This window comes from Methanobrevibacter sp., assembly GCF_015062935.1.
In the GTDB taxonomy this organism is placed as follows: Archaea; Methanobacteriota; Methanobacteria; order Methanobacteriales; family Methanobacteriaceae; genus Methanocatella.
The window spans coordinates 20,434-34,130 of the sequence record NZ_SUTM01000016.1; the positions used below are offsets into that span (position 1 = coordinate 20,434).

At 34.8% G+C, this 13,697-nt stretch carries 12 protein-coding genes; 11 read left to right on the forward strand and 1 reads right to left on the reverse strand.

Annotated features, from left to right (window positions below; translation table 11 throughout):
* Positions 1–10: 10 nt before the first annotated feature.
* Positions 11–1,123, reverse strand: coding sequence for a radical SAM protein (locus tag E7Z81_RS08295; protein ID WP_292746231.1), 1,113 nt, complete (start codon positions 1,121–1,123; stop codon positions 11–13).
* A gap of 255 nt (positions 1,124–1,378) precedes the next feature.
* Here E7Z81_RS08295 and E7Z81_RS08300 point away from each other — a divergent pair, with 255 nt between their 5' ends.
* From E7Z81_RS08300 to E7Z81_RS08345, 11 genes are all read left to right on the forward strand, one after another.
* Positions 1,379–1,618 (forward strand): hypothetical protein, encoded by a 240-nt coding sequence (locus E7Z81_RS08300; RefSeq protein ID WP_292746233.1) that lies wholly within the window; start codon positions 1,379–1,381, stop codon positions 1,616–1,618.
* Positions 1,576–1,668: a hypothetical protein gene (locus E7Z81_RS12070; protein WP_367263148.1), complete on the forward strand. Its 93-nt coding sequence runs from the start codon at positions 1,576–1,578 to the stop codon at positions 1,666–1,668. The genes E7Z81_RS08300 and E7Z81_RS12070 overlap by 43 nt, the downstream gene beginning before the upstream one ends.
* Before the next feature lie 16 nt (positions 1,669–1,684).
* Positions 1,685–3,457: a DUF11 domain-containing protein gene (locus E7Z81_RS08305; protein WP_292746304.1), complete on the forward strand. Its 1,773-nt coding sequence runs from the start codon at positions 1,685–1,687 to the stop codon at positions 3,455–3,457.
* A 279-nt stretch (positions 3,458–3,736) separates the two neighbouring features.
* On the forward strand, positions 3,737–5,386 hold the full coding sequence (gene ilvD / locus E7Z81_RS08310; RefSeq protein WP_292746235.1) for a dihydroxy-acid dehydratase: 1,650 nt from the start codon (positions 3,737–3,739) through the stop codon (positions 5,384–5,386).
* A 7-nt stretch (positions 5,387–5,393) separates the two neighbouring features.
* The gene (hisD, locus tag E7Z81_RS08315) at positions 5,394–6,665 is read left to right on the forward strand and encodes a histidinol dehydrogenase (protein ID WP_292746237.1); all 1,272 of its coding nucleotides are present in this window, start codon (positions 5,394–5,396) and stop codon (positions 6,663–6,665) included.
* A 170-nt stretch (positions 6,666–6,835) separates the two neighbouring features.
* On the forward strand, positions 6,836–6,970 hold the full coding sequence (locus E7Z81_RS08320) for a hypothetical protein (RefSeq protein ID WP_292746239.1): 135 nt from the start codon (positions 6,836–6,838) through the stop codon (positions 6,968–6,970).
* 342 nt (positions 6,971–7,312) lie between these two features.
* The gene (locus E7Z81_RS08325; RefSeq protein WP_292746241.1) at positions 7,313–7,852 is read left to right on the forward strand and encodes a DapH/DapD/GlmU-related protein; all 540 of its coding nucleotides are present in this window, start codon (positions 7,313–7,315) and stop codon (positions 7,850–7,852) included.
* Between the two features lie 378 nt (positions 7,853–8,230).
* Positions 8,231–9,550: an aspartate--tRNA(Asn) ligase gene (aspS, locus tag E7Z81_RS08330; protein ID WP_292746243.1), complete on the forward strand. Its 1,320-nt coding sequence runs from the start codon at positions 8,231–8,233 to the stop codon at positions 9,548–9,550.
* A 25-nt stretch (positions 9,551–9,575) separates the two neighbouring features.
* Positions 9,576–10,778: an aminoacetone oxidase family FAD-binding enzyme gene (locus E7Z81_RS08335; protein WP_292746245.1), complete on the forward strand. Its 1,203-nt coding sequence runs from the start codon at positions 9,576–9,578 to the stop codon at positions 10,776–10,778.
* A 219-nt stretch (positions 10,779–10,997) separates the two neighbouring features.
* Complete coding sequence (locus E7Z81_RS08340; protein WP_292746247.1) at positions 10,998–12,308, forward strand: hypothetical protein; 1,311 nt, start codon at positions 10,998–11,000, stop codon at positions 12,306–12,308.
* Between the two features lie 60 nt (positions 12,309–12,368).
* The gene (locus E7Z81_RS08345; protein WP_292746249.1) at positions 12,369–13,340 is read left to right on the forward strand and encodes a hypothetical protein; all 972 of its coding nucleotides are present in this window, start codon (positions 12,369–12,371) and stop codon (positions 13,338–13,340) included.
* Positions 13,341–13,697 lie beyond the last annotated feature (357 nt).

Sequence of the window (13,697 nt, forward strand, 5' to 3'; positions counted from 1 at the left end):
ACTTTAACATTTAAAAATCAAATGTTGTTTGGTACTGGCCGCTTATTTTGATATATGGCTCAGCCCTATCCACTACAACACCTAATTTTCTAAGCTGTTCTTTATTGGTGAATGGTGATTTTTTTCGAATAGATATTATTTGCTTTGCAGATTTTACACCGATTCCTGGAACTCGTATCAATTCTATCAGTGGGGCTGTGTTAATTTCTACAGGGAATATATCCATATTTTTTGCTGCTAAAATTTTTGGATCCTGGGTCAGTGATAACTTATCATTTTCATCAAATACTAATTCCTTTACACTGTAATGGTAATCATTAAGTAGGCTGTCTGCATTGTATAATTTTGCGGTTCTGTCAGTTGAACAAGCACTTTTGTTACTTAAATCAGTTTCTTCAATTGGTGTAAATGCTGAAAAATAAGTTCTTTTCAAATCAGATTTTTTGTATATTTTTTCCATTCTACTCAAAATTTCCCTGTCACTTTCATTGTTCGCACCGACAATCAATTGTGTAGTGTGGGTAGAATTTGGATATGTTGTACTTTTATGCTGTAGAGAATTTATCCATGACAATCTTTTTAAAATATCCTTGTTGTAATCCTTTGTTGATGATAGTTCTGCAAGACCTGAAGGTGTAGCTGCTTCAATATTAATACTGACCCTATTTGATAGAGCCATTGCCCTTTTGATGGAATCCTTGCTTGCTCCGGGTACAACTTTAAGGTGAATATAATCGTCATACCCATATTTGTTTCTCAGGAGATGAACGGTTTCTATTTGTTTTTCCATTGTAGATTCTGCATCACTTGAAATTCCTGAACTTAAAAAAAGTCCGTTTACAAGACCTCTATTGTAGTATCCTAAAAAAGCCTTTGCAAGTTCTTCAGGAGATAGTTCAAGTCTTGTGAAATTTCTTTTTGATTGGTTGATGCAGTACTTACAGTCATTTTTACATTTGTTGGACAATAGAGTTTTAAAAAGTGGAATTTTGCATCCGTTATGACCTATCGCTTCATAAATGCCAGGCAAGTTAATCTGTGAACTTTTATTGTGGCTGACGTAATCGCATAGATCATACTGTGCAGAATCGGTTAGGACTTTCATCTTCTCTAATGTAGACATAGAATATATTATACATTTTATAATATATTATGTCTATGCTTGGGATTGTCCATGTCCATTAAACTAATTAATTTAATGTTATTATAATTTATTTAAATTATTCTAAAAAATTTATATTTTATTTAAAAAAAATTGGATATTATTATAAGAATCGGACTAATTTTTATGGAATTGCTTTTTTAAACATTCGATATTTAAAATCCTTCGATATTATACGAAATAATTTTAATTTTTTAGGTCAATGAAACAGTTACTTTGACTATTGTTACTAAAGCAGATGTATCCAATACTACAATCACTAGAGATGAAAATGTTTCATCTGATGTTTATGACCCTAATATGAGCAACAACAAGGACAGCAGTTCTGTTACTGTATTGCCTGAGGCTGATTTGGAAGTCATTAAAGGTGTTTCTGATGCTAGTGCTCATAAAGGTGATGCTGTGATTGGACTATTACTGTTGTTAATCATGGTACTGATGCTGCTGTTAATGTAATTGTTACTGATGTATTGCCTAAGGAATTGATTAATCCTGGAAGTTATTAATCTTGGCCATGCAGGTATCTTTGAAAACAATGTATGGACAATAGATGAAATTGCTAGCGGAGATAATGTGGTTTTAGTTATCAGAACTATTGTAGACGCTTCCAATGTTACCATTCCTAATGTTGTAAACGTTACTTCTGATATTTATGACCCTGACGAATCCAATAATAATGCTTCTAATAGTACTGAGATTCCTCCTGAGGCCGATTTGGAAGTTACAATTACCAATGATCATGAAACAACTCCTTGTCATAAAGGTGATGAGATTGTTTGGACTGTTGTTGTGACTAATCATGGTTCTGATGATGCTATTAACACTATTTTGGATGATGTCATTCCTGAAGGTCTGATTTATGTTAGTGATGATTCTAATGGAGCTTACAACAATGAGACTGGCAGATGGACTATTGGTTATTTACCTGTTGATGATACTGTTACTTTGACTATTGTTACTAAAGCAGATGCGTCCAATACTACAATCACAAGGGATGAAAACGTTTCATCTGATGTCTATGATCCTAACAGGGGCAATAACAAGGACAGCAGTTCCGTTACTGTATTGCCTGAAGCTGACCTTGAGGTTACAATTACAAATGACCATGAAACTGAACCTTGTCATAATGGTGATGAGGTTGTCTGGACTATTGTTGTGACTAATCACGGTCCTGACGGTGCTATAAACACAGTTCTAAAAGATATTCTACCTGATGGATTAATATATGTATCTGATGATTCACAAGGCACTTACGATAATGAAAGCGCTGTTTGGACCATCGGTGACTTGCCTGTTGGAGATACCGTTACTTTAACTATCAAAACTAAAGTAAACACTTCAAATGCTACAATAACTAAAGATGTATCTGTCAGTTCAGATACTTACGATCCAAATTTAAGCAATAATAAGGATAAAAGCTCTGTTGATGTCATCCCTGAAGCAGATTTAGAAGTTATTAAACTAGTTTCTGATAATGCTCCTTACAAAGGTGACACAATCACCTGGACTATAATTGTTGTTAACAATGGTAGGGATACTGCTGTAAATACAGTTGTAAAAGATAAACTGCCTTCCGGTTTAGTTTATGTTTCAGATGATTCAAATGGCGCTTATAACCATGCTACCGGAATTTGGACCGTGGGTGATTTGGCTAATGGAGAATCTGCAACATTAAGCATTAAAACTTTAGTGAGTGTTACAAATAAAACAATTATTAACGTAGCGGATGCGGTCTCTGATACTTATGATCCTAATAAGGAAAATAATAAGGGAGATAATTCAACTAATGCTCATTCAGAGGTTGACTTGGAAGTTAATGTAGTTCCTAAAGTTGAAACAGTGAATGTGGGAGATGAAGCCATATTTGAAGTCACTGTAATCAATCATGGACCGGATACTGCAGAAAACACCCGTGTATTTGTTACAATTCCTGATGAATTGAAACCTTTAGGATTTAAACCATCTAAAGGTACTTACGATCCAGATACAGGAAGATGGGATGTTGGAGACTTGGCTCCTGGTGAAGTAGCAACACTTTTAATTGATACAGTTGCATTAAAATCCGGAAACTTCATGATTACAGCACGCGCTGAATGTGATGGAAACGAAACAGACTATTCCAAAAACTCTGATGGTAAAGGAATTGATGTAATTGTTTCCGAACCTGATGTAAAACATCCTAATAAAGATGTTCCACGGGTTCATGCTACAATGCATGCTACAGGTAACCCAATAGTAATGGTTCTTTTAGCATTGCTCGCAATTGTTGGTACTACATTACGAAGAAAATTTTAAACACGATGGGAAATTGATTTTTCCCATTATTTTTATTTTTTGAATTAATTATAACTTCATTTTAATCAAAGTTATCTATAAAAATTCAGCATATTTTTTGCTAAACAACTATTTTAATTAAGGTTGTCTTTAACTATTTTAATTTATCAAAACTATTTTTTTAAAATAAATTGCTTAATCTACATCACTTCACACAAGTTCTGATTTTTAACATTTTCAAACATTATAAAAGATATTAGTGAGAAATATATTAATGATTAAATTAAATTGTGTGATTAAATGAAAAGTGATAATGTTAAAAAAGGAATCCAAAGAGCTCCCCACAGGTCTCTTTTAAGAGCATGTGGACTGGACGACGATGATTTTAAAAAACCATTCATCGGTATTGCCAACAGTTTCACTGACATTGTTCCAGGTCATATCCACTTGAAAGAATTGGTTGAATTTGTAAAAGAAGGTATTATCGCCGCCGGCGGTATTCCATTCGAATTTGACACAATGGCAGTTTGTGACGGAATAAGTATGAACCATGAAGGAATGAAATATTCACTCCCTTCACGTGAAATCATTGCAGCAACAGTTGAAAGCATGACCAAGGGACATGCATTTGACGGACTGGTATTAATTCCAAGCTGTGATAAGGTAGTTCCGGGAATGATTATGGGTGCTGCAAGAGTTGACGTTCCATCCATTGTTGTTACAGGTGGACCAATGGCATCCGGTGAATATAATGGAAAACCTGCAGACTTAATCACTGTGTTTGAAGCAGTCGGTGCATATTCTGCCGGAAAAATGTCTGAAGAAGAAGTTTATGAACTTGAAAAATGTGCATGTCCAGGTGCAGGAAGCTGTTCAGGTCTCTTTACTGCAAATACAATGGCATGCATAACCGAAACATTTGGTTTATCTCTTCCAACATGTGCAACCACTCACGCAAGGACTGAAGAAAACAATCAGATTGCATACGAGTCCGGCCGTCAAATCATTAAACTTGTTGAAGAGGATATAAAACCGTCAGATATCATGACACAGGAATCATTCAACAATGCTATTGCTGTTGACATGGCACTGGGAGGATCATCCAACACTGCCCTTCATATTCCTGCAATTGCAAGCGAGGTTGAAGGTGTTGAAGTTGATTTGGAACTATTTGATAAGATTTCAAGGGAAGTTCCACATATTGCACTCATCTCTCCTGCTGGTGAAGACTCAATGATGGATCTCCACCTGGCCGGAGGAATACAGGCTGTTTTAAAAACATTGGGCGACAAGATTAACACTGACCAGCTGACAGTAACCGGAAAAACAATTAAGGAAAACCTTGAAACAGTCGAGAACAAAAATACAGATGTCATCCACACTTTGGACAATCCTGTACATGAAGATGGTGGAATTGCTATTCTTAAAGGAAACCTCGCCCCTAACGGAAGTGTAGTTAAGAAAGGTGCTGTTGCAGATAACCTGATGCATCTTAAAGGGCCTGCAAAAGTATATGACTCAGAAGAGGATGTCACAAAAGCGATATTTGACCATGAAATTGAAGAGGGCGACATAGTTGTCATCAGATATGAAGGACCAAAAGGAGGCCCTGGAATGCGTGAAATGTTGAATCCGACATCTGCACTTGCAGGAATGAACATCAAGGATGTAGGATTAATAACAGACGGAAGATTTTCCGGGGGAACACGTGGACCATGCATAGGCCATGTATCTCCTGAAGCAAGGGAAAACGGTCCTATTGCAGCAATCCAGAATGGAGACATTATCGAAATTGACATTAACAACAGATTAATCAATGTTGAGTTGAGTGATGAGGAAATCGAAACCAGATTAAAAGAAGTTAAACACCCTGAAAGCGATGTATCCGGTTGGCTGGCATTATATCAAAAACTTGTACACTCTGCTGATACAGGAGCTATTTTAAGGTAGTGTTAAAATGGAAATACTCAATTATTCAGAAATTGATTTGGCCCAAACCATTAAAAGATCAGAAGAAGATGTAAATAAGGTATTAGATACAGTATCTGATATTTTAAACAATGTTAAAGTTAATAAAGATAAAGCTATTAGAGAATATACTGAAAAGTTTGACGGCGTTACAATAGAAAATTTGAAAGTATCCAAAGATGAAATTAAAGAGGCCTATGATACTTTGGATGATGAACTGCTTGCAGCTTTAAAACAGGCAGCATCAAACATTGAAAAATTTCATAAAAAACAGATTCCATCTGAATGGGAAATGGAAGTAAATCCTGGTATTGTTGCAGGTCAAATTGTAAGGCCAATCAACTCTGCTGGATGTTACATTCCAGGAGGACGCGCAGCTTATCCTTCATCAATACTGATGACAGTAATTCCTGCAAAAATCGCTGGTGTTGAAAAGGTCGTTTGTGTAACTCCACCTCAAAAGGATGGTAAAATTCTAGACGCTATTTTGGTTGCAGCTGATATTGCAGGTGCAGATGAAATATATAAGGTTGGTGGAGCACAGGCAATTGCCGGACTTGCTTATGGTACCGAATCAATACCTCGAGTAGAAAAAATTGTTGGTCCGGGAAATATATTTGTTACTGCAGCAAAGAAATTAGTATATGGTCAAGTAGATATAGAGTTTCCGGCAGGTCCCTCAGAAGTATTGATTTTAGCTGATGAAACTGCAAACCCTGAATTTTTAGCAACTGACATTTTGGCACAGGCAGAACATGATCCTAATGCGTCATGCTTTTTGGTCACTGATTGTGAAGACTTGGCAGTTAAAACAGATGAGTTTGTAACCCAATTGACTGAGATTGCACCAAGGCGTGAAATTATTGAAGAATCATTGTCAAAAAGTGGAAAAATCATTATCACTGACACATTTGAGGAAGCTATTCATGTTACAAATGAATATGCTCCTGAACATTTAATCATAACCACAAAAGATGATGATGAAACATTATCACACATTAACAATGCAGGATCTATATTCTTAGGTTCATACTCACCTGTAGCAGCGGGAGATTACGGATCCGGAACAAACCATGTGCTGCCTACAGGAGGAGGAGCTAAAATGTATTCAGGCCTTTCAACTGAAGCATTTATCAAAAAGCCTACTGTTCAAAGATTGACCAGGGAAGGTCTTGAAGAGCTTTCAAAAACTTCAGTTCCTATAGCCGAATATGAAGGATTTTTTGCTCATGCAAATTCCTTTAAAACAAGATTAAAATAATGTTTATAAGTTTATTTTTCTTATAAACCTTTCTTATTTTTTTTAAAATAAAAACAATTGTATATTCTCATTACAATTTTATGAAATGACTTTCTAAGCTATTTATATATTTTTTAAATCTAATTAAAAAGCAATAGATAAATTAATAACTTAATCCATTATACTTGGTGATGGTTATTGAAGTAGTTAAATACGCCTCCCAGTATAATTATTGGGGGGAGAGAATGTATGAGAAGATGATGCTTCTTCTCACAATAGTCTTAGTTATTATTGCAATTATTGACTTATTCTTACAGGTTAGATGATTGAATTTTAATTAAGTAGGACAGTCGAATTTTGAAAAGAATGGTTCGTGATTTTTCAAGGTCTACCCGCTGGAAGTTTTGCGTAACTCTCCCCATTCTTTTTTAATTTCAAAATATCTCCTTATTTTAAATTAAATTAGGTATTTTAGTTATTTTTATATATTAGTTTTTTTAAAATATTATTGAATATGATTTTTTCATATTCTGATTATGATGTAATCGTACCAAGTTTAATGGAAAAACAGTTGTCTAATCGGGTAGTAGCTTATAAGTATTTTTTAATTGCTTATAAGCTTGGACAACACTTAATGCTTTTTTTAAATATTTTTTTATAGTGATATTATGGATTTTGAAAGAGTTGACATGAGGGAAATGTCTTTGGAAGATCAAAAAACTGGTGCAAAACAGGCTCAATTAGTTTTTAAGCTTAATCATACAATGCCAATGACTGATGAGTACAATGAAGTTTTAAAAGAGTTGTTTTGTGAGAATTTAGGGGAAGATTCAATGGTTATGGCTCCTATTGCCGGTGCTGCATTTGACCATATCAAAATTGGTAAAAATGTTTTCATTAATTCCAATTCACTTTTAATGGCCCGTGGCGGAATAACTGTCGAAGATGATGTAATGATGGCTGCCAATGTTCAGCTGCTCTCAAACAACCATGATGAATATGACAGACAGGTTTTAACCTGCAAACCTATCCACATCAAAAAAGGAGCGTGGATTGGTGCCGGTGCAAGTATTTTGCCGGGCGTAACCATTGGAAAATATGCAATTGTCGGTGCCGGAGCTATTGTCACTAAAGATGTCGGCGACTATGAGGTTGCTGTCGGTGTTCCTGCAAAAGTTGTAAAAACTTTGGATAAGGATAAATTTTAAATCCTTACAATTTTCTTTTTTTAAAACAATTTAATAAATTTACTTTAATTTTCTAAATTCGCTTCCTTATTATTGTTTTTTAAATATGCATTAATTATTAAGTTTAGTTAAGTTTATATATTTAATAATTTAACAGAATATGATTTTTCATATTCGCACTTTCATTAATAGAAAGAAAACTACTGATTAAACATTGTCTAATCTGACGGTAGTTTATAGGTTTTGTCCTATAAACTTAGACAACACTATTTTTGAATTATTTTTTACAGATTAAGATATTTTTTGTAATTTTGCATATCTTTATTAAATATTAAATATAAACTAAAATTATAATGAAAATTTATCATTATTTTTATTTTTATAACCGAGGTGAATATTTTGCAAGGTTTATTAAATGATTGGAGAAGAACAAATTACGCTAACGAATGCACTGCCGAAATTGCAGGTAATGACGTTACCGTCATGGGTTGGGTACATGAAATCCGTGACTTCGGTGGAATCATGTTCGTAATTTTACGTGATGTAACCGGAAGGGTTCAAGTAACCGCTCCAAGTAAAAAAGTAGAAGCAGAAATTTTAGAAGAATTAAGAAGTTTAAGAAAAGAATCAGTTGTTGCAATCAAAGGTTTAGCTCAGGAAGCTCCTAAAGCACCAAACGGTGTTGAAATCTTACCAAAAGAAGTTAAAATCCTAAACCTGGCCAACCAACCTTTACCAATGGATCCGACAGAAAAAGTAAAAGCTGGAATCGATACAAGATTAGACTCAAGATTCCTGGATATCAGAAAAGAAAACGTTTCAGCTATCTTCAAAATCAAAGGTCAAATGTTCCATTCAATTAGGGACTTCTTCTATGACAACGGATTTTACGAAATCAACACTCCTAAACTTGTAGCATCCGCTACTGAAGGAGGAACAGAATTATTCCCGATTATTTACTTTGAAAAAGAAGCATTTTTAGGCCAATCTCCACAATTGTACAAACAGATGATGATGGCCAGTGGAATGGATAAGGTATTTGAAATCGGTCAGATTTTCAGAGCAGAAGAGCACGATACCTTAAGACACCTTAACGAAGCAGTTTCCATCGATGCAGAAGCTTCTTTCATGGATGATGTCGATGTAATGAACATCTTAAACGACATGCTTGTTAAAGTCATTACCGATGTTAATGATAACTGTGCTAACGAATTGGAAATCCTAGACCATGAAATTCCAGTTCCTGATAAAAGATTCCCAGTTGTAACTTACGATGAAGCTCTTGAAATTGTTAATGCAGGAGATGTCGAAATGCAATGGGGAGAAGACTTATCCCGTGAAGCTGAAAAAGTATTGGGAGATGCTATGGGCGGATTCTACTTCTTGACAGAATGGCCATCTGAAATCAAACCGTTCTATGTAATGCCTAAAGAAGGAGACGAAAAATACTCCCATGCATTCGATTTAATGTACAATAACTTGGAGTTATCTTCAGGTGCTACCCGTGTACACCAGCATGATCTTTTAGTAAAACAAATCGAAGAAAGAGGCTTAAACCCAGACGGATTTGGAAGCTATCTTAAAGCGTTCGAATACGGTATGCCTCCTCATGCAGGTTGGGGTGTAGGTGCTGACAGGTTAACCATGGTACTTACAGGCGCTGAAAACATCCGTGAATGTGTACTCTTCCCAAGAGACAGACACAGATTAACTCCTTAATCTTTTTTCTTTTTTTTAAGATAATATGGAAGAATATGATATAGCTATTGTTGGCGGAGGACCTGCCGGAATAATGGCTGCAATTGCTGCAAGTCAAAGTTCCTCCAGTGTAATACTGCTTGAAAAGAACTCCTCACTGGGTCGCAAATTATTGTTGACAGGTGGAGGAAGATGCAATATCACAAACCTCAAGCCAATAAAAAAGCTATTGAATTTCTATCCTCAAAAAAACTTTTTAAAACACTCTTTTTTTACATTTACAAATGAAATGCTGCTGTCACTTTTTCAGGATAAGGGATTGGATTTCATTGAAGAGGATGACAATAGAATTTTTCCTGAAACTGAAAAGGCAAGTGATATCTTAGAAGTTTTAACTGATTATTTGGATGATGTTATTATAAGTTATAACTTTGAAGTTAAAACAATAACAGATGATTTTGTTATAAATGATAAGTTAAAAGCCAAAAAGATAATAATCGCAACCGGAGGCGTTACCTATCCTCAAACCGGATGCAGTCCTAAAAACTATGCCTTAACTTCTCAGCCAGTAACAGACATTAAATATGGTTTGAGTCCATTGATTACCAAAAAAGATTTGTCTGACATTGCTGGTGTGACTCTTTATGATGTTGTTATAAGTTATAAGAAATCAAAGGTAAATGGCAACGTTCTTTTTTCGCATGTCGGATTGACTGGTCCTGGAATTATTAACCTGAGCAATGAGATATCAGAAGGTATAAGTTATAACTTATTAGAGGATAATCCTGATGTTGATGTTGATATAGCTATTGACCTTTGTCCTGATTTTTCTCGTGAAGATCTTTTAGAGAAATTCAACAGCGATTTTCAATCTAAAGGAAAAACTATGATTAAAAATTACCTCAAAATGTATCTGACTAACAGTTTTATAGATTTCTTTTTGGATGAGATTAATCTTGACGGTGAAACTCAGCTCTCACGCATCAACAAAAAGAGCAAAAATCGTTTAATTGAAAATCTCAAAAGATTTACATTTGAAATAACCGGTTTTAATGGGAAACTTTCAAAAGTTACTGTTGGTGGTGTTGATTTAGCCAATATAAATCCCAAAACTATGGAATCCACATTAACACCTAACCTGTATTTTGCTGGTGAAGTTATGGATTTGCATGGTCCTACCGGAGGATATAACTTAAAAATTGCATTTTCAACTGGTTATCTTGCAGGGTTGTCAGCAAGTGAAAAGTAATTTTTCGGTTCGCATTTTTTTAAAATGTTAAATTAATCAAAATATTTAACATATATTATTAAAAATATCACAAACTATATACTCTCTTCTACAGTTTACTATATTAATTTTAAAACAATTTATACTTTTCCAAAATCACTAATGCTTATTATTATATTTATATAAATAATATAATAGATAAGATAATAAATTATATAATATATCAAATTAGATTTTGGAATGGTTAATATGGGAATTACTTCTTTTATTAAAACTAGATTATTGAATAATCGTGTAGAACAGTATAACACTAAACGTAGCTATTGGGGTGAGGATGAAAGACAGCCTCGTACTGACGGAATAAATACAGGTCTTGATCTTGTTGATGCACTTCCACCAGTAATCAATAAGACAATAGCTAATGCACGTTATGCTGTTAAGCTTGATGGTTATACTGCAGGTGTTTTGAAAAACAGAATTGATAAAGCTAATGTTAATATTGTTCTTGTGGATAAGGAAAATAAATTATCTGCTGAACAGAAACTAACTTTAATCTTATGGGCAAGAAAGATTGACATATCTCAGGTTGCTAAAAACATCCTTCAGGGAGGAATGGTTGACGGAGAAGGATTAATCAAACCAGTACAACGCTGGGATAAAAGTATTGGCAAATATATTAAACCAATCTTTTTAGAAATAGGTGCTCACGGTTACGGCCTTAAAAAAGAATTCAACGATGACAATGAAGTTCAACTATACTTACATGAGATGCCAAAAGATATTGTAAACGGATCTCCTGAAGAGTTCAACAATTATGTTAGTGTGGAAGAAGGAACCTTAACGGTAAAGTACGAACCGGATGAGGTCATTAACTTCATGTACAATGAAATATATTGCGAAGCTCAAAGCATTATCTTGAATTGTCTTGATGATATATACCACAAGTGCAATCTTGAAAGAAATCAGGTAGAGAGAATTAATAAAGATAATATCATTGAAGTAAAACCATCACTTGACTCTAACGGCCAGCCTATTGTTACTGAACTTTCATCTACTGCAAAAGAAAATCTTTATGCAGATTACGGAACCACTGCAAACTCAAACGTAGCTATTGTACCTCCAGGAATTGAAAGTAAAATACTTGGGGGTAACAACTACCAGTCAGACTATACTCGGCAGACTGAAATCTTTAGGAATAATATTTTAAGAACTTTTGTTACTCCTCAGTCCCAGGCAGGTAATGAGAAATCAAACCAAAACGTTGCTGAATACATTAACGATTCAGCCATTACCGGTTTTATTGTTAATGTAGCCAATGACCAGAAGTGGGTGTTAAAGTATTGTAATCAATTATTGAATATGCAGTTGGAGTTAATGGGCATCAGTGAAACTTTGGATGTTTACTTCAGCTATTCAAGAGATGATGTTTTAAGATACATCATGGAATTGTCTTCTGAGGGTGATGAGATTTATAAAAACTATCTCAGTAACTTTGAAGAGGAACAGCCAGTTGGTGAAAGGATTATTAGTGATAGCGGTGTCGAAGTATAATAAAAGTTTATATAAAATAAATAATAAAATATATAATAATTAATATAATAAAAAGTGATAATGATGAGACATGAACTTTTTGAAGTCGGATCATATGACTACTCCGACCTGGACGTGAGACTTGACAAACCGGTGAACTGGACTGAAGATGATCTAAAACTAATAGCTGAAAACTACCGTGGAGGAATTCCACTTACTTCCGAACATGACAATATCTATGTTGGTATTGGAAACAATATTGAATACGAAGAAGGTAAGCTATTCATTGAAATTCCGGATGAACTGGACATGGAAGGAAAAGGCCTATCTCCTAAAGTTGATGTCTTGTTAAAGGATAAAGGAGATTCATTTGGAATTGATACTATGAGTTTAATAGACGTAGGAGTTACTAAACACCCAAGAAAGATTAGACTGTTGAATTCTGAAATAACTGGCGAAACTGGTGCAGCTGGAAATCCGGAACCTGCACCTCAACCTCAACCACAGCCACAACCTGCACCTTCAAAAGAAACTAATGTAGCTACTTCATTATTGCTAGAGAAATTGCAAGGTAAGGATGCAGAGATTGGAAAGCTTCAGGATGAAATAAACAATCTTAAAGAAGAATCCAAAAAATACGATGAAATTAAAAAAGCTATTGAAGAAAATAAGGAATTCATTGACAGTAAAGATGATATCCTAAAAGAATTGTCTGAACTTAGAAAAGCTGAAAATGAAAGAAAAATAAAAGAATACGAAGCTAAATACAATTTCAACTATAATGAGAATGCTCAGGATAAGGAAATAATAGATAAGCTATTGACTGGTGATGTTGATATGGAACTTATGGAAAAGCTTGCTGAGAGAAGAATTAAAATTGAAGCTGCAAGTGACGGTTCAGCACCTGGAGGGAGAAATCCTGAAAACTCTGGTGAAGCAGGAGATACCGGATCAACTGGAGGTAGTGAAGATGAGAATGCTCCTTCATTTACTACTCGTGAGGAATATAATAAGATTCTAAAGGATATGGGATTCAACCGAACTAGAATCTAGCTATGAAGGTGTTTTTTAGTTGCTTTATACACTGGAGCTACGATTTTCATTTAGTCGCTCGTTATTTATTTGAACAGGAGAAGTGTCTTATCTCTTCTCACTTCTCCTAAAAAATAATGTTTACAAAACTTAACCCCGAACCGACCGATAAATGGTCGGTTCTTAAATTTGACAAAATTCATCTATGCCAAAACCATGAACTCGGAACAGGGGGACAAGCCCCTGTTCCTCGAATCTGACCTTGCCAGTATGGTGGGGTTCTATAGTATTGCCTTTCGCTTACGCTCAAGGCGTCCAGTCCTCGCTTTGCTCGGACTGCACTTCAGCCATTGGGAAGTAATGTAAAGTCATTCATAT

Excerpts from the sequence above, each read along its gene's own strand:
- ilvD (WP_292746235.1), top strand. The coding sequence starts at position 3,737 with ATGAAAAGTGATAATGTTAAAAAAGGAATCCAAAGAGCTCCCCACAGG.
- E7Z81_RS08325 (WP_292746241.1), top strand. The coding sequence starts at position 7,313 with ATGGATTTTGAAAGAGTTGACATGAGGGAAATGTCTTTGGAAGATCAA.
- hisD (WP_292746237.1), top strand. The coding sequence starts at position 5,394 with ATGGAAATACTCAATTATTCAGAAATTGATTTGGCCCAAACCATTAAA.
- E7Z81_RS08320 (WP_292746239.1), top strand. The coding sequence starts at position 6,836 with ATGGTTATTGAAGTAGTTAAATACGCCTCCCAGTATAATTATTGGGGG.
- E7Z81_RS08345 (WP_292746249.1), top strand. The coding sequence starts at position 12,369 with ATGATGAGACATGAACTTTTTGAAGTCGGATCATATGACTACTCCGAC.
- E7Z81_RS08340 (WP_292746247.1), top strand. The coding sequence starts at position 10,998 with ATGGTTAATATGGGAATTACTTCTTTTATTAAAACTAGATTATTGAAT.
- E7Z81_RS08295 (WP_292746231.1), bottom strand. The coding sequence starts at position 1,123 with ATGTCTACATTAGAGAAGATGAAAGTCCTAACCGATTCTGCACAGTAT.
- E7Z81_RS08335 (WP_292746245.1), top strand. The coding sequence starts at position 9,576 with ATGGAAGAATATGATATAGCTATTGTTGGCGGAGGACCTGCCGGAATA.